The following is a 25,463-nucleotide window of genomic DNA, read 5'->3' as shown; positions in this document are numbered from 1 at the left end:
CACCGCTATAATCCCGGCATCTTCAATCCTTTGGGCTATACCATGCCGCGCAAACGCATCTACGTCGCCTACACCGGCGGCACCATCGGTATGCAGCGAACCGAACAGGGCTACGCCCCGGTCGCCGGCTTCCTGACCGAAAGCGTCAAGGCCAATCCTGAGTTTCAGCGCCAGGAGATGCCGGCGTTTGAGATCCACGAGTACGACGCCCTGATCGACTCCTCCAACATGAGCCCGGACGACTGGCAGCTGATCGCCGACGACATCCAGGCCCATTACGACCAGTTCGATGGCTTCGTGATCCTGCACGGTACCGACACCATGGCGTTCACCGCCTCGGCGCTCTCCTTTATGCTGGAAGGACTGAACAAGCCGGTGATCGTCACAGGGTCACAGATCCCGCTGGCGCAGCTGCGCAGCGACGGTCAGCAAAACCTGCTCAATGCCCTGTACCTGGCGGCCAACTACCCGATCCCCGAGGTGTGCCTGTTCTTCAACAACGTGCTGCTGCGGGGCAACCGTGCCACCAAGGTGCACGCCGACGGCTTCGCCGCCTTCGACAGCCCCAATCTGCCGCCGCTGCTGGAAGCAGGCATCGAGATCCGCCCCGGTCACCCGGCCCTGCCCAGTGACGAAAACACCCCGCTGACGGTACACCCGATCACCCCCCAGGCGATCGGTGTGGTCACCCTCTACCCTGGGATCAGCACCGAGGTCATCGCCAATCTGCTGCAACAGCCGGTACGGGCACTGATCCTGCTCTCCTACGGCGTCGGTAACGCACCGGAGCGGGCGGATCTACTCAATCTGCTGGCACAAGCGCAGCAACGGGAGATCCTGGTGGTTAACCTGACCCAGTGCCTGCAGGGCAAGGTCAACATGGCCGGCTACGCCACCGGCAACGCCCTGTCCCGCAGCGGCGTTATCTCCGGCTTTGATATGACCACCGAAGCGGCGCTAACCAAGCTGCACTTCTTACTGTCCCAGCCATTGAGCTTTGCCGAGCGCCAGGCCCTGATGCAGCAATCCCTGCGCGGCGAATTAAGCCAGTAGCCCCGGTTCAGATAGCAAAAGTCCCCTCTAGAGTTGCTAAGGGCACCTCCGTAGCTCTTTTAAGACACTGGCAATATGTGACCCGCCAGCTCTTCGCCGACTTGGAGTCGCCCGAGCGAAGTGGTCAAAGATAAGGTCGAAGGCCAGGATGGCCTGAGTGGCTTGCGGAGACAGGGATGTCGACTCAAGCCAGAGCCGCAGACTTTGGCCATGAGAGTGAGGAAAAGCGACGGCCGGAGGCAAGCGGGGGTTCCAAGGGGGCGGGACGCCCCATTGGTTGCTGCCGGCAACCCGGCAAAGTCATTATCAAAGAGTTAAGACGGCAAGCTTATATCAACCGTAAACTTAAATAAGACGAGAAAAGCGCCCCTTAGGGCGCTTTTTTTGATTCTGTCCGTTTACTCCGGCTTCAATCGGGTAATGGGCTCTTCGACAAACTGGCGCTTGAGCTCCGCCTTGGACAGTTGGTTAAGCTGGCCGCCGCTGCCCACGGTGAGGTGCTGGTGTTGGTCATCATGGCGGGCCTGCCACAACATCACTGCCTGCATGGCGCTGTCGCGCTGCTCATCGGTCAACGGCGTACCATCGGGCCATTTGCCGGTTTCCACGCCGTACTGCAGCCGCTCCACCAACTCGGGAGTGAGGCTGTCGATCATCTGTTGCCATTCCATCAGCGCTGCCTCCGACTGAGGATGATCCGGGCCCGGGTCACCAGGTAGCCTAAGAAGCCGAGCACCATGGAGCCCACGCCCACCGGCTGACGCCAGTTCTCGTTGGCTTCGCCGCCCCACCACCAGATGGCAAAGCCACCGACGAAGAGAAACAGCGCCAGGAAGCTGTGGTTCATCAGCTTTTGTTCGTTACGGATATTGCGGATCCGCTGGGCACGCTCCACCGCCTCAGGATCGGACGACAGGCTGTGCTGACAATGGGGACAATGGGGGGCCTTGCTGGAAATACGCTTCCCGCACGCCGCGCAATGGATCAACGCCATCGGGCACTCCATGTTGATTCAGGGGCCACCAATATACCTGTGACACAGGTCAAAGCCAATCACAGTACCTTGTGCCAGCGCAGGTAGAGCCCCAGCATCCAATCTGGCATGTAACCGCTGCGACGCCACAGCAGGTGGCCCTGTGCATCGACAATCACGTAGCTGGGGAAACCGCGCACCCCCAGCTGGCTCGATAACTGCGGGCCACCCAGCAGCACCTGGTGACGCTGCGGGTGTTCCCCCACCATCTCCGCCACCTCGTCAACACTCTGGTAGGACAGCGCCACTGCCGCCATCGAAGCCCCCTGCCCTTGCCGGTCGAGCACATCGTCCACCGTGGCCTTACAGAAGGTGCACCAGGGGGCAAACAGGTAGAGCAGTTGTGGTCCGTCAGGGTCAAGCAGTGACGTCGATGTGCCGGCCAGCGTGGGCAAGCGTTGTTCCGGCAGTTGGGTGTCCAGCGGCGCCATCATCAGACCACGAGCCCAGCCACCCAGGGCCAGGGCCAACACCCCAACAAGCAGGTAAAGCGACAGGTTTTTCAGCATAAAAAAAGCCGGCTCGAGGCCGGCTCTCCTTGGTGCTGCCGGTTAGGGCAGAACCACGTTGGTGACCTGCAGGATCTCCTGCATCACGTGCATCACCTGGCAGCTGTAGCCGAACTCGTTGTCGTACCAGACGTACAGTACGGCACGGTCTTCATCAACGATGGTGGCTTCAGAGTCAACGATGCCCGGGAAACGGCTGCCCACCAGGTCAGTGGATACGATCTCAGTGGAGGCAGTGTAATCAATCTGGTTTTGCAGATCACTGTGCAGCGCAGTCCAGCGCAGGAACTCGTTCATCTCTTCACGAGTGGTGGCCTGCTCCAGGTTGAGGTTCATGATCGCCATGGAGACGTTTGGGGTCGGAACCCGGATGGCATTACCGGTCAGCTTGCCCTTCAGCTCAGGGAACGCCTTGGACACGGCCTTAGCGGCACCAGTGGAGGTGATCACCATGTTCAGCGGGGCGCTGCGACCACGGCGCTCGGCCTTGTGGTAGTTGTCGATCAGGTTCTGATCGTTGGTGTAGGAGTGCACGGTTTCCACGTGGCCGCTGCGGATCCCGAACTTGTCGTACACCGCCTTGAGCACCGGGGTGATGGCGTTGGTGGTACAGGACGCCGCGGACAGGATGTTGTCCTGCTCGGTGATCATGCTGTCGTTAACACCGTGGACGATGTTCTTGATCTCGCCCTTGGCCGGTGCAGTCAGCAGCACCTTCTCAACGCCCTTGGACTTCAGGTGCAAGCCCAGGCCCTCTTCGTCCTTCCAGATCCCGGTGTTGTCCACCACCAGGGCACGGTCGATACCGTACTGGGTGTAGTCCACCTGGTCCGGGCTGTTGGCGTAGATCACCTGGATGTAGGTGCCGTTGGCGATGATGGCATTGTTCTCAGCATCCACCTCGATGGAGCCGTTGAACGGGCCATGGATAGAGTCACGGCGCAGCAGGCTGGCACGCTTCTCCAGATCACCGTCACGACCGCCGCGCACCACAATCGCCTTCAGGCGCATGGTGTTGGACACGCCGGTGCGCTCAATCAGCAGACGAGCCAGCAGGCGACCGATACGACCGAAGCCGTACAGCACCACGTCACGGGGCTCAATCTCTTTGTTCAGCGCCGGTGCCAGCTGCTCCGCCATGTAGGCGTCGATCTCGGAACCGTCGGTGTGGTTACGCCAGTAGTTGACCGCCAGCTTGCCGATGTCGACACGAGCGTGCTTAACGTTCAAGCGGCTCAGGGCTTCGACAAAGGGGAAACTGTCGCGAAGACGCAGCTTATCGCCTTCATATTTCTTCACCAGGCGGTGTGCCTTGGTGATATCAATGGTGGAAGCATTGAGCAGCGGACGCCCGTAGATCAATACCTCAACGCCCTGATTGCGATACAGCTTACCCAGCAGGGGTTGCATCGCCTCGGCCAGTTCAAAGCGTTCCTGCCAGCTTTGCAGGTGTTTATCAGCGGTCATATTGGGGGTTCCTAATCAGCAGCAGCTAAATACACGATTGAGGGACAGGCAGGTTTCATCGAGGCCAGAACCTCGATGCGACAACGGCCTGTTGCTGACACTATTTTACGCTGAAAGCATAGAGCTTGACCACTTGGGTGGTTTTGCTAACCTGTTGCTTACCAACATAAATATCGGCACGGATGGCCGTATTTTGGTAATTAACCGTCATGAAGAAACTGCAATGGATTGCGTGTCTTATCCCCCTGGGCCTGGTGGCATGCCAGGACACCACCCCCTTAGCGGCGCTGTGTCAGCAGCAACCGCAGCTCTGCCAGGACCTGAATGATCGGGGCTGGTGTAACGCCAGCCGGGCTGCGCTCATTCGCAGCCGTGCCGAGGCCGGTGTGCCCCCCTCCCCTGACGGTCAGTTGGCCCAATTGGTACTGCTGTCGGAACACGTTGAGTGCATGGCCTCAGTGGCCCAGGTAGTGTCAACCAGCGGCAGTCTGCGCGAGCACTGGTACCTGCAGGCAAACCAGAGCCTGGAGCAGCGCCTCAAGGACACTGCCGAACACCCGGATCCCAGCCTAAGTCTTTATCACTGGATGCATTTTAAGAACCAGGCAGGGCTGGAACGCTTCCTCGAAGGCGAGGCAAAAGGCCAGGTAAGCGGCGAGATTGGCCACCGCCTGGCGGGCCTCTACTTCAGTGGCCGCGACCCGGAAAAGACCCGCCATCACCTGTTGCAATACCTTCTGTTGGCACCGCAACAGGCCTCAAAATCCCCGCTGGAGTGGGACTCGTTGAGCCAGGCCTACACAGCCCTCGGCAAGCCTGAGCAGGCCTTTTTGTTCGCCGCACTGGCGCACCGAAAGGATCGCAGTTTCAGCGCCAATGCTCTGGCACGCCATCATCAGCTCGACCCACGGCAGGTGCCTCAATTGATGGCCAAGGTTGAGCTGATTGAGCAAGGTCTCAAGTCCGGCCAGTGGGATCCAAAACAGTTTAATCTGTAATTCAATTTCATTTTAACTGCTTAATTGCTGTGCAGTTGTGGCTCTGAAGCACAACACACTGGCGATCCGGGCCAGGTAAGGGCCCGGTGCTGTACTAAAGTTGAGAAGCAGTGGCCACTCGGCGGGATTTTTCTGTTCTATTACCGACAAATTGCCCGTAATCCCTTTGATGGGGCGAGAATTTGCTGTAAATTTACTACAGATTGAACTGCTAACTTAACTAGGAAACACTAGGATGATTAAAGTTGCCATTAACGGCTATGGCCGTATCGGTCGTAACGTAGTGCGGGCTCTGTACGAGAGCAACAAGGATTACCCCATCCAGATCGTGGCCATCAACGATCTGGGCGACGCCGCCATCAATGCGCACCTGACCAAGTACGACACCGTACATGGCCGCTTCAACGCCGACGTTGAACAGGTTGAGGGTGGCATCAAGATCAACGGCGACCTGATCAAGACCTTCTCCGAGCGCAATCCGGCTGAACTGCCCTGGGCCGAGCTGGGCGTTGACGTGGTATTCGAGTGCACCGGGATCTTCACCACCAAAGAGAAGGCCTCTGCCCACATCAATGCGGGTGCCAAGAAGGTGATCATCTCTGCTCCGGGCAAAGAGGTTGACGCTACCGTGGTTTACGGTGTGAACCAGGACGTGCTGAGCGCCGACATGACCGTCATCTCCAACGCTTCCTGCACCACCAACTGCCTGGCGCCCTTCGCCAAGGCACTGCACGATGCCGTTGGCATCGAAAGCGGCCTGATGACCACCGTGCACGCCTACACCAACGACCAGCGTCTGTCCGACGTGTACCACAGCGATCTGCGTCGTGCCCGTGCTGCTGCAGCCAACATGATCCCCACCAAGACCGGCGCTGCTGCTGCGGTTGGCCTGGTGATCCCTGAGCTGGCTGGCAAACTGGACGGTGGCGCGGTACGTGTTCCGACTCTGAACGTATCCGTGGTTGACCTCTCCTTTATCGCCAAGCAAGACACCAGCGTGGAAGAGATCAACGCCATCATCGAGAAGGCGGTTGCCGCCGATCCGGTCCTGGCCGAGGTACTGTACGTGAACCACGAGCCGCTGGTGTCCTCCGACTTCAACCACTGCCCGGCCTCCTCCGTGTTCGACGCCACCCAAACCCGCGTCTCCGGTCGCCTGGTCAAGGTGATGTCCTGGTACGACAACGAGTGGGGCTTCTCCAACCGCATGTTGGACAACGCCGTGGCGCTGATGAACGCCAAGTAAGCCCGCAAGGCTGAAACAAAAAACGCTGGCTTAGGCCGGCGTTTTTTTGTGCCTGCATTCTACCTAGCCGCTGTGGCCGTACATCCTGTCAAAACCGGGGATCCGCCGCTCCCACACGGGGGTGCCGTCACCGATGTGCGCCATCACCGCATCGAGAAACAACCGGGTGCGCCGGGGCAGATCGCGATGAGGGTAGACGGCATAGAGATCGTGAAAATCCGGCAGTGTCAGCTGGGTCATTACGGCAACCAGACGCCCTGTGGCGATCTCATCCCGAATCAAGAAGGAAGGCACCAGCACCAGTCCCTGGCCATCGACGGCGTGCTGCAATAACAGTTCGATGTCGCTGGTGTAGTAACGGATGTTCATTGGCAGTTGCTGCGATTGTCCGTCGCCATCCAGGTAGTCCAAATGGGTTTCCCGGTAGCTGTCCACCACGTAGCCGCCAGCAGGCAGTGCCTGAAGCTGCTCTAGCGTGTTGGGCGTGCCATGGCGGGCCAGATAGCCGGGGGAAGCCACCAGCAACTGGCGGGTGCGGGCGATAGAGCGGGCAATCAAGGTGGAATCCTGCAGTTCGCCAATCCGAAACGCGATATCAAACCCCTCCCCCACGATATCCACCATGCGATTGTCGACCCGCAGCTCGATAACCACCTCGGGGTAGCGCTGCTGGTAGGCCAGGATCACCGGACGCAGGATATGACGTGCCATGGCCGACATGGTGGCGATCTTTAACACTCCCGTCGGCCTTTGGTGTGCCCGCTTGGCCGCCTCTACCGTTTCCGCCAGGGTCTGGCGCAGCAGTTGCGCTCGATTCACCACCTCACTGCCCGCCTCGGTCAAGGCAAAGCTGCGGGTGGTCCGGTTCAGCAAGCGCACCCCCAGCTCCTGCTCCAGCTTGGCGATCTGCTTGGAGACCACCGAACGGTCGATCTCTCGAAGCTCCGCCGCCTTGGCATAGGAGCCCCGCTCTACCACATCCAGCAACAACAGTAATCGGCCGGTCAGATCCATACTCGCTTCCCCTGGCACAAGGACGTCCTGTTCGGATTTTAGTGCTGTTTTTGCACAAGCTCCTAGCCACCCTACAACCAACAAGCCCTAGATGGCCGCAGTCAGGTCCGGTAGCACAACAATCCTCCGCTTATTAGTGCCATTTAGGCACGAATAAGGTGCCGGTTTAGGGGCTGTTGGCCACAGCTAGCGGCGGGGATAATTGACCCCGTTGCCAACCTACTCACCCGGAGACATTGCCATGAACGCCCAGACCCAAAGCGAACAGACCTTGATGGAGCTCGAACGGGAAGCCTACCGCCGCACCATGGCGCGAGACATAGCCTGGATGAAAGCACTGCACGCCAAAGATGCCCTGATGTTCTCCCCTGGCAGCGAGGCCAAGCTGGCCAGCGACGTGTACGACGCTGCCCTGGCTCAACAACCAGAACAAAGCCGCAGTGAGTCAGACTCCGGCGCCCAAACCGAAGGTGGTCAAGGCAACGGCGGCTTCTTCTGGGAGCCGGTGTCAGCCCAGGTCAGTGCCTCGGACGACATGGGCTGGGTTCATGGGGTAATCACCATCACCGACGCCGACGGCAAGCAAAGACACGGCAAGTACGTCTCGGTATGGGTGAAAGAGAACGGCCAATGGAAGGTGGCCGCTGAGATCCGAAACAACAACGACTGACCTGTTGTCACTAGACCGAATGAGAGAGACCAAGATGCAATTTATCGTCAATGACACCCTGACCATCACAGACACCACCAAACTGCGCACCCCCATGTTCAAGGACACACCGCAGGTGCAGGAGATCCTGGAGATGGAGCGCAAGCTCTATCGCGCCCTGGCGACGAAAGACCTGGATGCCCTGGCTGCAGGACTTGATGAAAACGGTCTGCTGTTCGACTTCGATGGCCAGATCCTACGGGGCCGCGAGCAACAGATGGCGATGTTTAAGGCCTTCCTCGAGCTGGAGGATGCCGCATTCGAGTGGGAGCCGGTGGAGGCCTTTGTCAGTGACTCGCAGGACATGGCCTGGGCCTGGGGCCTGGCTAACGTCAAGCTGCCCGGCCAGAAAACTGAGGTATTCAAATACAACTCGGTTTGGCAAAAGCGTGATGGCCGCTGGCAGAACGTGTCGGAGATGCGCAACCCGTTCCGCGGTTAAGCCAGATGGCGTTAGACCTGAAGGGGCAACAGGAAAAGCCGCTGCAGTGCAGCGGCTTTTCGTTGCGCGTTACCTTGCGCGTTATGTGGCCGGCCGAGACAGGCCTCATGATCGCTGCTCATGTTTTGTGACGACAAAGAGCAAGGCCCTTGGATAGATAGGCTAAAGACCCCCTACCCTCTGTCCCAATAGCAAAGCCCAGGGTGATTGGGGTGTTGGTACTTCTCCGCGAGGAAGTCGATCAGCACCCGCACCTTGGTGGCCAGCTTGGCGGTGTCCAGGTACTGCGCACTGATCACCTGCTGCTCGGTACTGGTGGAGACCTGGTACTGCGCCAAGACAGCCACCAGCTCACCATTGGCCAGCTGCTCGCCAATCAGCCAGGTGGGAAACAGCACGATGCCACTGCCACCCACCGCCGCCGTTACCAGGGTCTCGGCGTTGTTGCCGTAGGTCGACCCGCTCACCTCGTAAGGCACCAGCGTCTCCTTGCCGATATACCAGCGTTGCAACCCGGTCTGGCCTTTAAACACCAAGCAGTTGTGGTGTTTGAGATCCTCCGGCAGCTGAGGTGTGCCATGGGCCTTGAGGTAGGCCGGACTGGCCGCCATCACGAAGCGCTGAAGACCAAAGCGCTTCAGCCTCAGCGAGGAGTCCTGCGGGACCCCGATGCGGATCATCAGATCGACCGCTTCCGCTGCTGGATCAATAAAGGCGTCGGTCTGGTGGATCTCTAGCTTAAGCAGTGGGTAGCGCGCCAGCAGTTCAGGAAGGTAGGGGGCGATGTGTAAGCGACCAAAGGCCACCGGCGCACTGATCTTGACCGTGCCACGGGGGGTATCCGCCCGCTGTTCGATCTGTCCCACTACCCGCTCGTATTGGCCGATGGCCTCGCCACAAAACTTGCTGAAGGCCAGCCCTTCGTCGGTCAGCGAAATGGAACGTGTGTGGCGATGCAGAAGCTTGGTGCCCACCTTCTTTTCAAGCTGAGCGATCTTGCGGGAAACCGAGGAGGGGTTCATGTTCTCCCGGCGGGCCACCTCTGAGAAGTTACCCAGCTGGGTGGTCAGGAGAAACAGCTTGATCTCCAACAAAGAAACGTCGTAGTTCACCAGCTTCTCCTTGTCGATGGGGCAAGCCTATGTAGCGACCATAAAAAAAGCAAGCCACGCCGGGCTTGCTTCGGTGTCTGATAATCAGGCCGCCAGGATGTTCTCGGTCACGATAAAGTGGGCATCCTCGGCAAAGGCGTTGAACTGGGCTACCACCTTCTGCATCTCCTCGGTTTGAACATCCGCCAGGAAGGCCTGTTCAGAAGCGATGTGGATCACCTCGAAATACTGCCAGGGCGAGGGCTTCTGTTCGCCAAACATCGTCAGCCCCTTGAATACCTCGAACGATGAGACACTGCCCAGTTGATTAACCGTCGGCAGGTCGACCTCTTTGGCCCAATTCAGATAATCGCTTTCGGTGGTATTGGGCTTCAAGTTGAAGAAGACGATCAGTGTTTTAGCTGACATGCAGCGGCTCCTCTTTCAGTTCAGTTTCCTGCGCGGTCGACGCAGGTTGTTGGTTGGCAAGGTAGATACACACCAGTGCCAGGGCGATGCAGGCCATGGCCGCCAGTCGCCAATAATTCAGTTCGATGGGCGCGTTACCCAGCCAGCCCAGGGTGTCGATTACCAGGCTCATGCTCATCTGGCCCAAGATGGTTGCCACTGTCGCGATGGTCACGCCCACCTTGGGCACCGCCGCTACCATGACAATCATGTAGACGATGCCAAACAGCGCGCCGGCTAACTGCCACTTGGGCACGGTCAGCAAGGTGGCGTCGTAGCTGGGTTCAAAAAAGAAGATCAGTAAACCGGTGATCACCGTGCCCATGGCAAAGGTCAGTAGCGCGCTTTCAATCACCCCAACCCGCGCCCCCAGCCGTCCGTTGATCGCCGCCTGGGCACTGAGTGCCATCCCGGAGGCGACCGCAAGTAAGATAATCAGCGTCATGATTGCGCCCCCAGGTAGACAAAACATAAGGCCAAACCCACAAAGCCCAGGCCCAGTAATCGCAATGGATTGGACGCCTGTTTTTGCGCGCCAAACCAGCCAAAGCTGTCGATGGCAACGCTCTTGGTCACCTGCCCCAGCAACACGCAGATCATCGTCATGGTGACCCCCAAAACCGGCGTCGACAGGGTCAGGGCTACCACATAGATAGGCCCCAGCAATCCCCCCACCAGCTGCCATTTTGGGATGCTGTTCCAGTCGGTAAAGCGCCCTTCCGGGCTAAACAAGCGGATCAGCCATAACAGGGCGGTGCCTACACCAAATATGCTGAGGGTGGCCCAGAGGTGGCCCACCTCTTCACCCAGCGGGCCCAGCAGGCCCGCTTCAAACGACAGCCCCATGCCTGCCGCCACGATAAGCGCGATAAATAGAAGGTTCATCGTGGGTCAAACAGCGCAACGTCGGAGTGACGGGCATAGGCCTTGCCGGCGGGGTAAGACACCAGCTCCAACTGCATACCCCAGGGCGCCAGGAAGTACACCCAGGACTCCCCTGCGCTCGGCCCCTCAGTCATCTGCGTCGGTTCACCCAACACGGTAAGCCCCTGCTGTTTGAGGTAGGCCACCGCCGCTGCCATATCATCAACGTAGAACGCCAGGTGATGGCCACCGATGTCGGCGTTGTTGGGCGCGACCTTGTTGCGAGCCACGGTGTCGGCATACTCAAAGATCTCGAGGTTGATGCTGTTACCGTTCATCACCGCAATCTTGCTGATCTCAGCTCGGGGATCGACGTTGAGGTGATCCGCCATCCAGCTGTCATCCGAGGCAAAGGGGCCAAACTCGTAGGCCAGCTCAAAGCCAAAGTGCTGCTGAAAGAAGGCAATCGCCTCTGCCAGGTTGGGTACGGTAAAACCGATGTGATCTGGGGTCTTGAGTCCTGGGATGGCCATGACTGCTCTCCTCGTTACGAACGAATAGGGGTTGGGAAAGCCCGGGTTAAGGCCAACACAAACAGAAACCTTTACTCGAGTTCCTGTCTTGGGCCTTGCAACTGATTGGGCTTGCCCCAGCGAATGGGCAGCATTGTAGGGAAGCGTGGATTTTGAAAAAGCAGGCAAGCGGAACAGTACTTATGCAGCTTTTGCACAAATGGCGGGAAAGAGATCGATGTGCAGGCAGAGCAGCATTCCCTCGCCAAGAACATCCTTCTTTCTTCAATCCCGACGACCAGGCTGGGATGATTTCTTGCTGTACCGATGACCTCAGAGGCCCTATCTGCCTGTGGTTCAGAGGGATCGGGTTGAAGGCCTTAAGCTATTGGAAACAGGCCATTTCAACCACTTCCGCCATAACTTGATAGGTTTCAGAAATAATCACCTGTGATATCAAACCATTATGTGACATGTGACCGCAATTCAAGTAATTGAAGACGTAGTGTTGCCGCCCTGTTGCGTGGTATAAATTGGGCATCTGGTTTGTAAGGATGCGGAACGCAGTCGGATGCGATATACACTCTCCTTGTTGCTCTGCTTAACCCTGATCTGGCTTTTAAATTCAGGTCATTACACCTCTTTTATCCTCGCTCTCGGTGTCGCCTCCATCGCCCTGGTGATGTGGCTGGCCCACCGTATGGAGCTGGTGGATGAAGAGCCCTACCCGCTGCATCTCGCCCGCCGACTGCCACGCTATTTCTGTTGGCTCATCAAGGAGCTGCTGCTGTCCAACTGGCAGGTGATCAAGCTGGTCATCCAGGGCCCCAAGAAGCTGGCCCCGGCGGTCGCTGTGCTGGAGCACCCTTTGGAGGACGATGCCAGCCGCGTAATGCTGGCAAACTCGGTCACCCTCACCCCCGGTACCCTCACCCTGGATATCGATGAAACCACTATTACGGTGCACGCTCTGCACCATGACGACATCGCCGCACTGCAAGAGGTTTCGGTTATTCAACGGGTTAAGGAGTTAAGCCAATGACGGTATTTGCCGTGGCCGCCATTGCGGTACTGGTTTCGATGGCCTTGGCGCTGTTGCGGGCTGTGCTGGGGCCCACCATGTATGACCGGATCCTGGCGGTAAACATCTTTGGCACCAAAACGGTTTTGCTCATCGCGGTGTTTGGCTTTCTCAATGGTCGACCGGAGTTTCTTGATATCGCCCTGGTCTACGCCCTGATCAACTTCATCGGTGTGGTCGGTGTGCTGCGCTTCTTCGAGCAACACGAACAGCAAGAGGAGGAGGCCCAATGATGACCGAGCTGTTATCGCTGCTCAGCGCAGCCCTGATTATTGCCGGTTGTGGCTGCTGCCTCATTGGCGCCGTCGGCCTGTTCCGCTTTCCTGATTTCTATACCCGAATGCACGCCGCCGGCGTCACCGACACCCTGGGCTGCGGCTTGCTGGTACTTGGCCTTATCCTCCAGCCCGGCATCCACTGGCTGGTGATCGCCAAGCTGTGCTTCATCCTGGTGTTCATTCCCCTTACCAGCCCCACCGCTGCCCATGCCCTGGCCAAGGCCGCGCGTAAAGGCGGCTTGGCTCCCCTGCTGGGCCCGCAGGGCAGTCCCAAAGAAGCGCAAGCCAGCCAAGGACAAAAGGAGATCAAACAATGATCGAGTTTGTCATTGATGTGGTGCTGCTCAGCTTCCTGGTGTTGCTGGCCCTGACCATCGCCCGCACCAAGGACCTGTTCTCCTCGGTCATGCTCTGTGGCCTCTACAGCCTGGTCTCTGCGGTGTTCTTCGTCACCATGGACGCGGTGGATGTGGCCTTCACCGAAGCCGCCGTGGGTGCCGGGATCTCCTCGTTGCTGATGCTGGCGGCGCTGATGGTCACCAGCCGGTTTGAGAAGGCCGACAGCATCCAGCCCAAAGCCGCCCTGGTGGTGGTGTTTCTCACTGGCGGCCTGCTGTTCTATGGCCTGATCGATATGCCGATGTTTGGCGATCCCAACACCCCGGTACAGCAACAGGTCTCCAGCTACTACATCGAGGAGTCGATGGAGGAGATCGGGATCCCCAACATGGTGACCTCGGTACTGGCCAGCTACCGCGGCTACGACACCTTTGGCGAAACCGTGGTGATCTTCACCGCCGGTATCGGCGTGCTGGCACTGCTTGGTGGCCCAGCGGTGGGCATTCGCAAAAAGCGTCAGCATCAGGACGGTGATGAGGCTTTCCCGGATCACCGCATCCTGCGGGTGGCCAGTAAACTGCTGATCCCGCCCATCATGCTGTTTGCCCTCTATGTCCAGTTTCACGGTGACTTTGGCCCCGGCGGTGGCTTCCAGGCCGGGGTGATCTTCGCCGCCGCCATCGCCCTCTACGCCATGGTGTTCGGCCTGGAGCGGGCCCAGCGGATCTTCCCGATGCCCGTCATCCGCTTTATCTCCGCCCTCGGGGTACTGCTGTACGGCAGTGTCGGCATGGTCTCCATGCTCAGCGGCGAGGCCTTTTTGGATTACGACGCCCTGGCGGCGGATCCCCTGTCCGGCCAGCACATGGGGATCTTCCTGGTGGAACTGGGGGTTGGGGTGACGGTCACCGCGGTGATCATCCTGCTGTTCTTCACCTTTTTTGAGCGGGCGATGCAGTCCAAGGGGGCGAAGTGAATCTGTTAGCGCAGTACAACTACTGGGTGGTGATCATCCTGATGATGATCGGGTTTTACATCGTTATCTCCCACGGCAACCTGGTGAAGAAACTGATGGGCCTGAGCATCTTCCAAACCTCGGTGTTCATCCTCTACATCAGCATGGGCAACGTCGATGGCGCCACCGCCCCGATCCTGGCCGAGGGCTACCAGAGCTTCTCCAGCCCCCTGCCCCACGTGTTGATCCTCACCGCCATCGTGGTGGGGATCGCCACCACTGCAGTGGGTTTGGCCCTGGTGATGCGGATCCGCGAAGCCTACGGCACGGTGGAGGAGGACGAGATCCAGACCATCGACAATGGGGCCAGTGTGACACCTGCAGAGGTGGTGCAATTAGAGCCGCAACCGCAGCTAGAGGGTGAACCTCAGCGCAAAGTTGGAAACAAGGACAGTTAAATCGTGTTAGCCCACCTTCCCATATTGCAGGTGATCGTTCCGCTGATGGCGGCACCGGCCTGTCTTCTTTTACGGCCCACCCGACTGTTGTGGCTGTTCTGTATGATGGCCTGTGGCCTGGCGTTTGCCATCAGCCTGTTGCTGATCGCCCAGGTGATCGACAGCGGCCCCATCGTTTACCAACTGGGCGGCTGGCAGGCACCCTGGGGGATCGAATACCGCATCGATGCCCTCAACGCCTTCCTGCTGGTGCTGGTCTCCGGTGTCGGAACCCTGGTGCTTTGGGCCGCGCAGTACAGCATCGAGCGAGAACTGCCGGAACAGAGCCAGCTCTACTTTTACATCGCCTACCTGCTCTGCATGGCCGGCCTGATGGGCATTCTGGCCACCGGCGATGCCTTCAACGTGTTCGTTTTCCTGGAGATCTCCTCCCTGGCCACCTACACCCTGGTGGGCCTGGGTAAGGACCGCCGGGCACTTTGGGCCTCCTATCAGTACCTGATCATGGGCACCATCGGCGCCACCTTTATCCTCATCGGCATCGGCTTGATGTACATGATGACCGGCACGCTGAACATGCACGACCTGGCCCAGCGCCTGCCGGAAGTCGCCCACACCCGCACCCTGTTTACCGCCTTCGCGTTCTTCTCCGTCGGTGTCTGCCTCAAGCTGGCGGTGTTCCCGCTGCACCTGTGGCTGCCCAATGCGTATGCCTACGCGCCCTCGGTGGTGACCGCCTTCCTGGCGGCCACCGCCACCAAGGTGGCGCTCTACGTAATGCTGCGGTTCGTGTTCGACATCTACGGGGTCACCTTCTCGTTTGAGCATCTGCCGCTGCAGAAGATCCACCTGATGCTGGGTCTGGCGGGGATCTTCGCCGGCTCGCTGATCGCCATCTACCAAACCAACGTCAAGCGACTGCTGGCCTACTCCAGCGTGGCGCAGATCGGCTACATGATCCTCGGCTTCAGCCTGGCCAGTGAGCTGGGATTGGTAGCCACCCTGCTGCACATGTTCAACCACGGCCTGATGAAGGGGGCATTGTTCCTGGCCCTGGCGGCGGTGGTGTACCGCATCGGCAGTGCCGAGCTGAGCCAGTTCAAGGGCCTGGGCCAGCGGATGCCACTGACCATGGCGGCCATCGTGGTGGGCGGTTTAAGCCTGATCGGTGTTCCTCTCACCGTTGGCTTTGTCAGCAAATGGTACCTGGTGCTGGCCCTGCTGGAGCAAGGCTGGTGGCCGGTGGTGGTTTTGGTGCTGCTCAGCTCTATGCTGGCGGTGATTTATGTGTGGCGCATTGTCGAGGTGGCTTACTTCCAGCCACCGGAGCCCGGTACACAACGGGAGGAGGTGCCAATGGGCTTCCTGCTGCCGGTGTGGATCCTGGTGTTCGCCAATATCTATCTGGGGATTGATACCCGCTTTACCGTCGGGATCGCAGAGATGACCGCACAAGGTCTGTTTGGGGTGCAAGGATGAGTGGTGCTATGACCTTACAACTGACCCTGCTGCTGCCACTGCTGGTGATGGTGGGGATCGCCCTGTGCCGTCGCAATCCCGATGCCCGGGATGCCATCACCCTGGTGGGTGCCTCGGTGCAACTTATCCTGATGCTCCAGCTCTACCAGGGCTACATGGCTGGCGACAGTGCCTCCCTGGTGTGGTTTGAGTTGCTGCCGGGCCTGGCGATGAGCTTTGAGCTGGAGCCACTGGGGGTGCTGTTTGCCCTGATCATCGGCTTTCTCTGGCTGATCACCAGCCTCTATGCCATCGGCTACATGCGCGGCAACGGCGAGTCACACCAGACCCGCTTCTACATGCTGTTCGCCCTGGCCATCTCGGCGGCACTGGGCATCGCCTTCTCCGCTAACCTGTTCACCCTGTTCGTGTTCTACGAGGTATTGACCCTCTCCACCTTCCCGCTGGTCACTCACAAGGGCAACGAGAACGCCATGAAGGCGGGCCGGGTTTACCTTGGTATCTTGCTGTTCACCTCGGTGGGCCTGCTGCTGCCGGCGATCATCTGGACCTGGATGCTCACCGGCACCACGGATTTTGCCAGCGCCGGGATCTTGGCCGAGCACCTTGATGGCCCGCTGGTCACTGTGCTGGCGCTGATGTTCCTTCTGGGGATCGGTAAGGCGGCAGTGATGCCGGTACATCGCTGGTTGCCAGCCGCCATGGTGGCGCCGACGCCGGTCAGCGCCCTGCTTCATGCCGTAGCGGTGGTCAAAGCCGGGGTGTTCTGCGTTATCAAGGTGGTGGTCTATGTGTTTGGCCTGGAGCTGCTGCAACAGGCACCGGGCAGCGAGATACTGCTCTACCTTGCCGGCTTTACCGTTATCAGCGCCTCGGTGGTGGCACTGCGACAGGACAACCTCAAGCGTCGGCTGGCGTTCTCTACCATCGGCCAGCTCTCCTACGTGGTGCTTGGCGCGGTGATGCTGGCGCCAATCTCAATATTGGGGGCCAGCCTGCACATCGCCGCCCACGCTTTTGGCAAGATCACCCTGTTCTTTGCAGCCGGCTCCATCTACACCGCCACCAAGAAGACCGAGATAAGCCAGCTCAATGGCATCGGCCATCAGATGCCGATCACCATGGCGGCCTTTACCATCGGCTCGCTGTCGATGATTGGCCTGCCGCCGGCGGTGGGCTTTATCTCCAAGTGGTACCTGCTGATGGGGGCCATCGAGGCCGAGCAGCAACTGGCCATCGTGGTGATCCTGCTTTCCACCCTGCTCAACGCCGCCTACTTCGTACCGGTGATCTACGCCGCCTACTTCAAACCCGCCGACACCATGCCGGCAGTGCGCAAAGAGGCGCCGACGGTAATGGTGACGGCACTGGGGATCACCGCCGCTATGACACTGCTGCTGTTTGCCTTCCCCAACCGTTTGTTTGAGCTTGCTGAGCAGATCCGCCTTGTCGCGGCGCTGTCATAAGGGACTGTGATGACTGATCAATCCAATAAAACCCCGTCATCCGAGCTTCACTGGCTCTACCGACCGGAGAACAAGCCCAAGCTGTGGCGCGGCCTCTGGCTGGTGCTGGCACTGGCGCTGCTGCCGGAGCTGTTTATCCACCACCATGGCTACCTGGAGTCAGAGGGGATCACACTGGACAGCAGCCCGGGATTCTATGCCTGGTACGGCTTTATCACCTGTGCCCTGATGGTGATCGTCGCCAAGGGCCTGGGTTTTCTGTTGAAGCGCAAGGACAGCTACTACCATGATTGAGCATTTCCCACCGGGCCTGTTGCTGGTCATCATCGGTCTGCTGCTGCCCTTCGTTCCCAAGTTGTGGCAACGGGTACTGGTACTGGCTGGCCCTGTCGCCGTGCTGGCGCTGATATGGTCACTGCCACTGGGCAGCAGCGCCTATCTGATGTTCCTGCACTACCAGCTGACGCCGCTGGAGATCACCGCCCTTGGACGGGTGTTTGCTACCGTGTTCGCCCTGATGGCCTTTGCCGGGGCGCTCTATGCCCTTAACCAGGCCAAGACGTTGGAGCTGGCGGCCGCTATGGTGTACGCCGGCTCCGCCATCGGCGTGGCACTCTCTGGCGATCTGTTCAGTGTGTTTGTGTTCTGGGAGTTGATGACCCTGGGTTCTACCCTGGTGTTGTGGGCCGCGGGCACAGACGCCGCCTGGAAGGCCAGCTTCCGTTACCTGATGGTGCACCTGTTTGGCGGTGTGGTGTTGATGGTGGGCATCGTCGCCCATGTGTATGCCAGCGGCAGCATCGAGTTTGGCCCCATCGCCCTGACCCACTGGAGCAGCTACTTTATCCTGGCTGGCTTCTTGGTGAACGCCGGTGCCCCGCCCTTCTCCGCCTGGATCGCCGATGCCTACCCGGAAGCGAGCCCCAGCGGTAGCGTGTTCCTGTCCGCCTTCACCACCAAGACCGCCGTCTTCACCCTGATGGTGTGCTTTGCTGGCACCACGGCGCTGATCTACATCGGCCTCTACATGGTGTTCTACGGCATCATCTACGCCCTGCTGGAAAACGACATGCGCCGGATCCTGGCCTACAGCATCGTTAACCAGGTGGGTTTTATGATTACCGCCATCGGCATCGGCAGCGAACTGGCCCTGAACGGCGCCGCAGCCCACGCCTTTGCCCACATCATCTATAAGGGCCTGCTGTTGATGGCCGCCGGCAGCGTGCTGTACCAGACCGGTAAGCGCAAATGCTCTGACCTGGGCGGGCTGTTCCAGTCGATGCCTCTGACCACCTTGTACGGCACCATAGGCGCACTGGCAATCTCCGCCGTGCCCTTCACCTCTGGCTTTGTCACCAAGTCTCTGGAAACCGCCGCCGCGGCCCATGAAGGGCTGGCCTGGGTGTGGTTCCTGCTGCTGGCCGCCTCCGCCGGGGTGTTCCTGCACGCAGGCATCAAGTTCCCCTGGTTTGTGTTCTTCCAAAAGGACTCCGGCCTGCGCCCTAAAGATCCGCCCGCTACCATGCGCTGGGCCATGGCGCTGTTTTCCGCGCTATGTATCGTGATTGGCCTGGTACCGCAGTGGTTCTATCAGATCCTGCCCTACCCGGTCAGCTACCAGCCCTACACCCTGGATCACCTGGTGACCCAGTTCCAGCTGCTGCTGTTTGCCGGTGCGGCGTTCTTTGTGTTGCTGCCGCTGATGAAGCGCACCCTGACCATCAGCCTGGACTTCGACTGGTTCTACCGTCGGCTGTTCCCCAGCGTGGCTCAGCGCGGCACGGAGTTGGTGGTGCATTGGGACGGGCGACTGCGACAAGGCTTTATAGCCATGATTCGTCGCACGCTGGACTTCCTGGCACTGCACCTGCCGGAAGCGCAGCTCTCCCGAACCCGGCTGACCAGCTCCATGGTGATGTGGGTGGCAGTCATACTCACCGGCTACCTGGCATTGAGCTTTGTTTAGGGAAGGAGCCTTGAACTGCAATAACCTCATCAGCAGTCATTAATCGACCTGAAGCGGTCCATGAGAGTTTCAATCCTTTCTGACCCCTTTGGTCCCTGGCCATTCGCAGTGGAGGCGGCCGTGAGCAATGTGGAACCGAACAATAAGACCGCCAGCGATAACGACGCCTCGCGCGATCTGCAGGCCAGTTCCCGTCTGACCATTGATGCGATCATCGCGGTCAGTGAGATCGTTGAGTCTATGCACCACACCATTGCGACCTTGGGGCTGACGCCTCAAGCGGCAGAGCAAAGGCAGACTCGTGGGATCAGTCGCTTGGTCTATCGCAGTATTCGCTCCACGACCCAGTGGGTGGGCAAACAGTTGGACAAACCCTTAGCCAAACTGGGCCAACTTATCGATGCACAGGACCGTTCTCCGCAGCGCGAACGACTGGTTTCCATTCTAAATGGGGTATTAGGCGATCACCTTGAAGCGCGGGACAGTCCATTGGCTATCCGAATGCAGTGGCGACAACAGGGCGAGGCGGTCGACGAAACGGCACTGGCAGCGCAGTTGGATGCCAATCAAGGCCGCATGTTGCTGATGATCCATGGGCTTTGCATGAACGATCACCTTTGGCAGCAGGAAACACACAACCACGGACTGGCTTTAGCCGAAGCACTGGGTATGACACCGGTCTACCTGTTTTACAACACCGGCCGGCATATCTCCGATAACGGCCAACAGCTTAATGAGATGCTTGGCACACTCTCTTCACAGATGATGGTGCCGCTGCAACTGCAGATCGTCAGCCACAGCATGGGCGGCCTGGTGGCCCGCAGTGCTGCCTACTATGGCAAAAAACACAGCGCAGACTGGCTGGCTTCATTGCAAAAGATCGCCTTTTTGGGGACGCCCCATCACGGTGCCTTGTTGGAAAAAGGCGGAAACCTCGTGGATACGGTGTTGCCGAAAAGCCCCTACTCCGCGCCCTTTGCGCGATTGGCGAAGCTGCGCAGCTGTGGGATCACCGACCTGCGCTACGGCCATATTACCGAGCATGACTGGTCCTCTACAGATCGCTTCCAATTCAATCTGGATCAGCGCCTGTCCGTCCCGCTAACCTCAGGGGTTGAATGCTATGCCGTGGCTGCGGTGTGCTCAGAGCGCAGCAGTTTCCGCACTGAGCAGATCGTCGGAGATGGCTTGGTAACGCTCAATAGTGCACTGGGCCGGCATCGTTTGCCGAAATATGATCTCGCCTTTCCTTCATCTGGCTGCTGGATTGCCCAGCCATGCGGACACAATGGCTTGCTCAGCAGCCGCAGTGTGTATGCTCAGCTGCTGCAGTGGTTCAATTCGTAGAGTTTTAAGGGGTCAGAGTGGTTGAAACCTGGGTGTGGTTCCTGCTGCTGGCCGCCTCCGCCGGGGTGTTCCTGCACGCAGGCATCAAGTTCCCCTGGTTTGTGTTCTTTCAAAAGGACTCCGGCCTGCGCCCTAAAGATCCGCCCGCTACCATGCGCTGGGCCATGGCGCTGTTTTCCGCGCTATGTATCGTGATTGGCCTGGTACCGCAGTGGTTCTATCAGATCCTGCCCTACCCGGTCAGCTACCAGCCCTATACTCTGGATCACCTGGTTACCCAATTCCAGCTGCTGCTGTTTGCCGGCGCGGCGTTCTTTGTGTTGCTGCCGATGATGAAACGCACCCTGACCATCAGCCTGGACTTCGACTGGTTCTACCGTCGGCTGTTCCCCAGCGTGGCTCAGCGAGGCACGGAGTTGGTGGTGCATTGGGACGGGCGACTGCGACAAGGCTTTATAGCCATGATTCGTCGCACCCTGGACTTCCTGGCACTGCACCTGCCGGAAGCGCAGCTCTCCCGAACCCGGTTGACCAGCTCCATGGTGATGTGGGTAGCGGTCATACTCACCGGCTACCTGGCATTGAGTTTTGTATAAAAATGGCCTTGGACGACAGACGCTATAGACCCATCGTTCAAGGCGCCTTCCCTTTGCCATCTTTGAACGGCTCTAAAAGTCCAGTTCCAGTCATCCGTGAAACTGAACTGGTCGTTTTACGGTTAAACAACAGAACCTCATTTAAATGGGTACATTGGATGAAAAAGCAACACTTGCTAGGTGTGTTAATTGTCCTTATCAGCAATCCAGCAATGGCCAGTAATGCATTCAATGAAAGCTATATAGCAAGTTCTGTCGGCTTTATTGAAGGCGCGGTAAACACTACCTTAGAGATTGCCAAATGGGCAGATGACAGTCTCGACCTTACCCAAGTGTGTTATGGCCTGCAAAGTGCAGTTGGGGCCAATAGGCCATTCATGGAAGAAGTTAGCAAGACGATTGCTCTCAGCGAAAACAAAGCAAGTAGACACAGCAGAATGCTGAGTGACATCAATTACCACCTCAAAGCAGCCTATACAGTTTGTTCACCGGATAAGTACCCAAGTTTAAAGCCTTTTCATTAACAGAGAATGGGGCGTCAGCCATCACAGTTCACCGGCTCATAGCTTTCAATCCAGTCTAGCCCCTTTACTCACTAAACTGGCGATAGTACCCGAGGCAACAAGTCTGAAGTGCAGCGAGACGCACGGCCTTCAGGCTCTGGATCACATGTCCAGGTGTTTTTTCGACCTCACCATTAATCCCTGCTTATTAGTCATTTTCTGACACTCTCTGTCGCTCATCGACCCTTGTCCCTTCAATCAATGGCGCTAACATGTGCCACAAATCAGACGAGTCTGATAGTCCGCTCTACCTTGACCAATATGAGACCCCCATGCAGAAGACTCTGACTGCCCTGGCCTTAATAGCCACGACATTTACCGCCAATGCTGTAAGCCGCAGCGTTGAAGACAAGGCCTTTCGTGCGTTCGGCGGGCTGTGTGCAGTCCCAATGGATTATCAGGGCGCTCAGTTAGCCCTGGACGGAATGATGGCTGCTATCGCGTTGAACAAGAACGGCGAAGCGAAGATGAAGGAAATTGAAGACGAGGCTATCAAGGCAATGGTGGGATCACCAATGTCTGAGGAGTCGCGCCTTGTGGTTTACCGCAACGGCGAAGAATTCATCACCGCTGCCATTGGCCACCCGTTTAACTGCGGCGTGAACATCCCAGACCATACCGACCAAGGGATCAAGGCGCGGATGGTTAAGGTTTACGACCTGACGGAGTTACACAAGGAAGACCAAGGGATCCAGACGATAACCATGTACCGCTCAACCAAATTGAAAGGCTTTGTGTCGATCATTGAAGGCAACCCCGAAGCGGGTGAGGCGGGGATCAGTCTCGCTTATGTGAGCCCTGAACTGATGAAGCTGGCAGAATAAGAGGCAAACCAATGAAACAGTTTTTCGAAAACCTCGGCGGTGGCTGCCTAGTGGTTCTGTTCATGTGTGGCTACTTCCCGATCAGTCCGATTCTTGCCTACATCTACGGCGACAAGTCGGACGTATTCATGTCCTTTATAATCCCCTTCTGGGGTCTGTTCACCATGATCGCGAATTTTTAGAGCTCAATCCGCTCATTGTAGAGGGAGCATAGGGGTCATAGCAGATTTAAAGTGCCCTCAGGCCTTTTGGTGCCAGACAATGTTTTGGCTTTATTGGCTTAGACCAAGCTACTCTGCCCCTTTTATTTGCTCCCGCTCAACTGACTGCCAAAGCCGACTGCAATGTACGTTGAGCTCGGCGGTACACCGGTTCGAGGACGAGCTCCTACAGCGAGTTAGCCAGTGCAGCCGCAAGGCGATTCGCGGCCTCCATCACCTCCGGTTCATCAAACCCTTGAGTGCAGGCCAGCTGGATCAAAGCCTCAGTATCCCTGTCTCGGCTATGGCCCTGTCCGTCAGCGGTGATGGAATAAACAGCCAATTCCTTGCGAGCGAACTGACCAAGACGAATGGCGGCTTCTGCCAATTCGGGTTGGTCGAAACCAATGTCGTGGGCAAGCTGAATGAGGACCTGGGTGTCGCTGATACGATTGTGCATGACGGCTCCGGCGAGATACTGAAGGCCGCAAGGCTAAAGAACAAAGCCAGCCGGGTTATCGAATGGAGTGGACCGTTGCTCAAATTGTGAACTCACACCAGCTGACTAGAGCCTTACCGACCGGCTCCAGTTTCAAGGGGCCAAAGTCGTTGAATCCAGCCGAAGCAACCTCGGGCGGGTTGCTCCAGCAATCGTCGCAACCCAGAAGGAGCAACCTAGGAAGAGCAACTGTAGTGCGACACGCCGCCGGCGTGGAAAAACTGTGGGGGTCGTAGACGGTCGTATACCTCACTTACTTCGTCGGATTGCTCTTGATAGGGCTGGGCAAACAGGGCTTGCAGCGCGTGGATCCGGCTGTAATCGCCCTGCTCTGCCCGCTGGTAGGCTGGCACCACCAACCATTCGCGCCAGCTGTACTTGGGGTTGACCCCCTTCATCTGTGCCGAGCGTTGCTTATCACCAATGTTGGCATCCCAGTGCCTGCGCCACTGGGTCAACCAGTTTCCCCACTGACCCAGCATGGCCTCGCTTGGTTTGCCGTAAAAGCTTGGGATCAACGACTCGGGCTCACTGGGTAACTCAGACAGCAGGCGAAATAGCCGGGTGTAATCGACCTCCGTCTCCATCATCAGGCGCAATAGCTCATTGAGCAGTTCGCCATCAAACTCCGCCAGCCCCAACTTTGCCGCCCACATCGCCTTAAGACTCTGCTGCATCTTGTCTTCGAAACCGTTGCGGACCTCCGCCAATCGGAGCCGTGCGTCGCTCTCGGTCAGCAACGGCTTAAGGGCATCGCAAAAGGTATGGAAGTTTTTCTCCGCCGCCTGGGGCTGAAAGAAGAAAGAGAAATGCCGACCGCCGCCGGTCCAGGGCTGAAAGTAGGGATCAAAGAGCTCATTAAAGCCAAAGGGTCCGTAGTCCAGGGTAAAGCCCCCGACGGCGCAGTTGTCGCTGTTGAAATTGCCCTGGCAGAAACCGACACGGATCCAGTGGCTAACCAAGCTCGTGAGTCGGCCCCGAAAGGCCGTGGCAAGCGCTAAGACCTGCTCCTCCAGCGCCGAATCGCTGTCGATCTCGTCGCCATACTCCCGCGCGATGATGTGCCGGGTTATCTGCTCCAACTCTGCCATGGCTTGGGGGTGAGCCTGTGTGCGGGCCCGCCGGCTGAACAGCTCCAGCTGGCCTACGCGCAAGAAGGAGGGAGCCACCCGAGTGGTGATCGCTACTGGGTTAGCCACCAGGGTATCCGGGTCCTCGGAGTGCGAGCCTTCGATGTACCAGGGCCGGTTGACGGTTTCCGTCTGGGATGCAAACAGGCTAAAGGAGCGGGAGGTGGGCACGCCCAGGGCATGCATCAACTCCTGGGCCAGGAACTCGCGCACGCTGGAGCGCAGCACCGCCCGACCATCGCCACCGCGGCAATATGGGGTGGGCCCGGCGCCTTTGAGTTGCAGCTCCCAGCGCCGTTCACCACTGACCAACTCCAACACCGACAGTGCGCGGCCATCGCCATAACCGTTGCCGGTCTGAAACGGGCACTGCTGGATGTATTCAGTGCCGAAGATCGACAGGGAGTAACCGGTGGCCCAGCCGGTGCTGAGCATCGGCTCGGGGACCTGACTGAGATCGCCGGAGAACACCCGGGTAAACTCCGGGGTCTGTGCCAGGCTGTCATCCAGCCCCAGCTCGGCAAAGAGCGCTGAGCTGTGGGCGACATAAACGGGCGACTCAATGGGGGTGGGCTTGACCGGCACATAATGGCCAGAGAACACCTGACGCGGCTGCCAGTCTTCGCCTTCCGGGCTAGCGTCGGGATCGCAGGTAAGCTGCTCGCGCAGAGAAAAATCTGCCAGGTTTGCCAGCCCGGCTAGGGTGGTAATGCCCTGAGAATCAGGGTGCGCTTGGCTGCTGACCTTATCAGCCTGTGTGCCTGGGTTCATGCCGGTCTTACTCCCTGTTGGCGTTTGAGCAAACCTTATCATACGGGGTTGGCCGCTAAAGAGGTCAGGAAATGAAGGACCAAAGAGATTAGAAGGAACCAAAGG

General features: G+C 58.4%; 30 protein-coding genes. 18 read left to right on the top strand and 12 right to left on the bottom strand.

Features of this window, described 5'->3' with window-relative positions; translation table 11 throughout:
* The first annotated feature begins 42 nt into the window (after positions 1–42).
* Positions 43–1,053 carry an asparaginase gene (gene ansA / locus BUC04_RS01670; protein ID WP_067654494.1) on the top strand — a complete coding sequence of 337 codons (1,011 nt, stop codon included), beginning with the start codon at positions 43–45 and terminating at the stop codon, positions 1,051–1,053.
* A gap of 398 nt (positions 1,054–1,451) precedes the next feature.
* On the opposite strand, the gene BUC04_RS01665 is transcribed toward ansA, so the two are convergent.
* Genes BUC04_RS01665 through BUC04_RS01650 form a run of 4 tightly spaced genes read right to left on the bottom strand, consistent with a single transcriptional unit; the run spans position 1,452 to position 4,062 of the window.
* On the bottom strand, positions 1,452–1,724 hold the full coding sequence (locus tag BUC04_RS01665) for a YeaC family protein (protein WP_067654493.1): 273 nt from the start codon (positions 1,722–1,724) through the stop codon (positions 1,452–1,454).
* Positions 1,724–2,047, bottom strand: a complete 324-nt coding sequence (locus BUC04_RS01660) for a hypothetical protein (protein ID WP_067654491.1) — start codon at positions 2,045–2,047, stop codon at positions 1,724–1,726. Before BUC04_RS01660 ends, BUC04_RS01665 begins: the two co-directional genes overlap by 1 nt.
* A 59-nt stretch (positions 2,048–2,106) precedes the next feature.
* A complete protein-coding gene (locus tag BUC04_RS01655) occupies positions 2,107–2,595 on the bottom strand; it encodes a TlpA family protein disulfide reductase (protein WP_067654489.1) in 489 nt (162 codons plus the stop codon).
* Between the two features lie 42 nt (positions 2,596–2,637).
* Positions 2,638–4,062 carry a glyceraldehyde-3-phosphate dehydrogenase gene (locus tag BUC04_RS01650; protein WP_067654487.1) on the bottom strand — a complete coding sequence of 475 codons (1,425 nt, stop codon included), beginning with the start codon at positions 4,060–4,062 and terminating at the stop codon, positions 2,638–2,640.
* A gap of 209 nt (positions 4,063–4,271) precedes the next feature.
* Here BUC04_RS01650 and BUC04_RS01645 point away from each other — a divergent pair, with 209 nt between their 5' ends.
* Both BUC04_RS01645 and gap read left to right on the top strand, forming a co-directional pair.
* Positions 4,272–5,060, top strand: a complete 789-nt coding sequence (locus BUC04_RS01645; protein WP_067654485.1) for a DUF2989 domain-containing protein — start codon at positions 4,272–4,274, stop codon at positions 5,058–5,060.
* A gap of 235 nt (positions 5,061–5,295) precedes the next feature.
* Positions 5,296–6,306, top strand: coding sequence for a type I glyceraldehyde-3-phosphate dehydrogenase (gene gap, locus BUC04_RS01640; protein ID WP_067654483.1), 1,011 nt, complete (start codon positions 5,296–5,298; stop codon positions 6,304–6,306).
* A gap of 63 nt (positions 6,307–6,369) precedes the next feature.
* Here the strand turns inward: gap and BUC04_RS01635 are convergent, their stop codons facing one another.
* A complete protein-coding gene (locus BUC04_RS01635) occupies positions 6,370–7,320 on the bottom strand; it encodes a LysR family transcriptional regulator (protein ID WP_067654481.1) in 951 nt (316 codons plus the stop codon).
* 241 nt (positions 7,321–7,561) lie between these two features.
* Between BUC04_RS01635 and BUC04_RS01630 the strand changes: the two genes are divergently transcribed.
* A complete protein-coding gene (locus tag BUC04_RS01630) occupies positions 7,562–7,990 on the top strand; it encodes a YybH family protein (RefSeq protein ID WP_067654479.1) in 429 nt (142 codons plus the stop codon).
* A gap of 34 nt (positions 7,991–8,024) precedes the next feature.
* On the top strand, positions 8,025–8,471 hold the full coding sequence (locus BUC04_RS01625) for a YybH family protein (protein WP_067654477.1): 447 nt from the start codon (positions 8,025–8,027) through the stop codon (positions 8,469–8,471).
* Positions 8,472–8,644: 173 nt separating this feature from the next.
* Here the strand turns inward: BUC04_RS01625 and BUC04_RS01620 are convergent, their stop codons facing one another.
* The 5 genes from BUC04_RS01620 to BUC04_RS01600 form a co-directional block, all read right to left on the bottom strand.
* Positions 8,645–9,583, bottom strand: a complete 939-nt coding sequence (locus BUC04_RS01620; protein ID WP_067654475.1) for a LysR family transcriptional regulator — start codon at positions 9,581–9,583, stop codon at positions 8,645–8,647.
* An 84-nt stretch (positions 9,584–9,667) separates the two neighbouring features.
* On the bottom strand, positions 9,668–9,991 hold the full coding sequence (locus tag BUC04_RS01615; RefSeq protein ID WP_067654473.1) for a hypothetical protein: 324 nt from the start codon (positions 9,989–9,991) through the stop codon (positions 9,668–9,670).
* The gene (locus BUC04_RS01610; RefSeq protein ID WP_067654471.1) at positions 9,981–10,475 is read right to left on the bottom strand and encodes a DMT family transporter; all 495 of its coding nucleotides are present in this window, start codon (positions 10,473–10,475) and stop codon (positions 9,981–9,983) included. The genes BUC04_RS01615 and BUC04_RS01610 overlap by 11 nt, the downstream gene beginning before the upstream one ends.
* On the bottom strand, positions 10,472–10,915 hold the full coding sequence (locus BUC04_RS01605; RefSeq protein WP_067654469.1) for a DMT family transporter: 444 nt from the start codon (positions 10,913–10,915) through the stop codon (positions 10,472–10,474). Before BUC04_RS01605 ends, BUC04_RS01610 begins: the two co-directional genes overlap by 4 nt.
* Positions 10,912–11,427: a VOC family protein gene (locus tag BUC04_RS01600; RefSeq protein WP_067654467.1), complete on the bottom strand. Its 516-nt coding sequence runs from the start codon at positions 11,425–11,427 to the stop codon at positions 10,912–10,914. The genes BUC04_RS01605 and BUC04_RS01600 overlap by 4 nt, the downstream gene beginning before the upstream one ends.
* 550 nt (positions 11,428–11,977) lie before the next feature.
* Here BUC04_RS01600 and BUC04_RS01595 point away from each other — a divergent pair.
* The 13 genes from BUC04_RS01595 to BUC04_RS01540 all read left to right on the top strand — a co-directional run bounded on the left by BUC04_RS01595 (position 11,978) and on the right by BUC04_RS01540 (position 22,758).
* Positions 11,978–12,448 carry a Na+/H+ antiporter subunit E gene (locus tag BUC04_RS01595; RefSeq protein WP_073325513.1) on the top strand — a complete coding sequence of 157 codons (471 nt, stop codon included), beginning with the start codon at positions 11,978–11,980 and terminating at the stop codon, positions 12,446–12,448.
* Positions 12,445–12,720, top strand: a complete 276-nt coding sequence (locus BUC04_RS01590) for an MrpF/PhaF family protein (protein WP_067654463.1) — start codon at positions 12,445–12,447, stop codon at positions 12,718–12,720. The genes BUC04_RS01595 and BUC04_RS01590 overlap by 4 nt, the downstream gene beginning before the upstream one ends.
* Positions 12,720–13,082 (top strand): monovalent cation/H(+) antiporter subunit G, encoded by a 363-nt coding sequence (gene mnhG / locus BUC04_RS01585; RefSeq protein WP_067654868.1) that lies wholly within the window; start codon positions 12,720–12,722, stop codon positions 13,080–13,082. Before BUC04_RS01590 ends, mnhG begins: the two co-directional genes overlap by 1 nt.
* A complete protein-coding gene (locus tag BUC04_RS01580; RefSeq protein WP_067654460.1) occupies positions 13,079–14,080 on the top strand; it encodes a DUF4040 domain-containing protein in 1,002 nt (333 codons plus the stop codon). The genes mnhG and BUC04_RS01580 overlap by 4 nt, the downstream gene beginning before the upstream one ends.
* Positions 14,077–14,517 carry a cation:proton antiporter subunit C gene (locus BUC04_RS01575; RefSeq protein WP_082766527.1) on the top strand — a complete coding sequence of 147 codons (441 nt, stop codon included), beginning with the start codon at positions 14,077–14,079 and terminating at the stop codon, positions 14,515–14,517. The genes BUC04_RS01580 and BUC04_RS01575 overlap by 4 nt, the downstream gene beginning before the upstream one ends.
* 3 nt (positions 14,518–14,520) lie before the next feature.
* Positions 14,521–15,996 carry a monovalent cation/H+ antiporter subunit D family protein gene (locus BUC04_RS01570; protein WP_067654457.1) on the top strand — a complete coding sequence of 492 codons (1,476 nt, stop codon included), beginning with the start codon at positions 14,521–14,523 and terminating at the stop codon, positions 15,994–15,996.
* A gap of 8 nt (positions 15,997–16,004) precedes the next feature.
* Positions 16,005–17,462, top strand: a complete 1,458-nt coding sequence (locus tag BUC04_RS01565) for a monovalent cation/H+ antiporter subunit D family protein (RefSeq protein ID WP_234977301.1) — start codon at positions 16,005–16,007, stop codon at positions 17,460–17,462.
* Between the two features lie 9 nt (positions 17,463–17,471).
* A complete protein-coding gene (locus BUC04_RS01560; protein ID WP_067654453.1) occupies positions 17,472–17,756 on the top strand; it encodes a hypothetical protein in 285 nt (94 codons plus the stop codon).
* Positions 17,749–19,428 carry a Na(+)/H(+) antiporter subunit D gene (locus BUC04_RS01555; protein WP_067654451.1) on the top strand — a complete coding sequence of 560 codons (1,680 nt, stop codon included), beginning with the start codon at positions 17,749–17,751 and terminating at the stop codon, positions 19,426–19,428. Before BUC04_RS01560 ends, BUC04_RS01555 begins: the two co-directional genes overlap by 8 nt.
* A gap of 120 nt (positions 19,429–19,548) precedes the next feature.
* Positions 19,549–20,775, top strand: a complete 1,227-nt coding sequence (locus BUC04_RS01550; protein ID WP_067654449.1) for an esterase/lipase family protein — start codon at positions 19,549–19,551, stop codon at positions 20,773–20,775.
* A 17-nt stretch (positions 20,776–20,792) separates the two neighbouring features.
* Complete coding sequence (locus BUC04_RS24075) at positions 20,793–21,371, top strand: hypothetical protein (protein WP_067654447.1); 579 nt, start codon at positions 20,793–20,795, stop codon at positions 21,369–21,371.
* A 158-nt stretch (positions 21,372–21,529) separates the two neighbouring features.
* Positions 21,530–21,895 (top strand): hypothetical protein, encoded by a 366-nt coding sequence (locus BUC04_RS23505; protein ID WP_143165496.1) that lies wholly within the window; start codon positions 21,530–21,532, stop codon positions 21,893–21,895.
* 311 nt (positions 21,896–22,206) lie between these two features.
* Positions 22,207–22,758, top strand: a complete 552-nt coding sequence (locus BUC04_RS01540; RefSeq protein ID WP_143165495.1) for a hypothetical protein — start codon at positions 22,207–22,209, stop codon at positions 22,756–22,758.
* Between the two features lie 387 nt (positions 22,759–23,145).
* On the opposite strand, the gene BUC04_RS23500 is transcribed toward BUC04_RS01540, so the two are convergent.
* Both BUC04_RS23500 and BUC04_RS01530 read right to left on the bottom strand, forming a co-directional pair.
* Positions 23,146–23,418, bottom strand: a complete 273-nt coding sequence (locus BUC04_RS23500; protein WP_143165494.1) for a hypothetical protein — start codon at positions 23,416–23,418, stop codon at positions 23,146–23,148.
* Between the two features lie 215 nt (positions 23,419–23,633).
* Positions 23,634–25,358 carry a protein adenylyltransferase SelO gene (locus BUC04_RS01530; protein ID WP_067654441.1) on the bottom strand — a complete coding sequence of 575 codons (1,725 nt, stop codon included), beginning with the start codon at positions 25,356–25,358 and terminating at the stop codon, positions 23,634–23,636.
* Positions 25,359–25,463 lie beyond the last annotated feature (105 nt).

This window comes from Ferrimonas marina, assembly GCF_900129905.1.
GTDB lineage: Bacteria > Pseudomonadota > Gammaproteobacteria > Enterobacterales > Shewanellaceae > Ferrimonas > Ferrimonas marina.
Note: the sequence above shows the minus strand (reverse complement) of the source record. Positions and strands in the feature narration are given on the sequence as shown.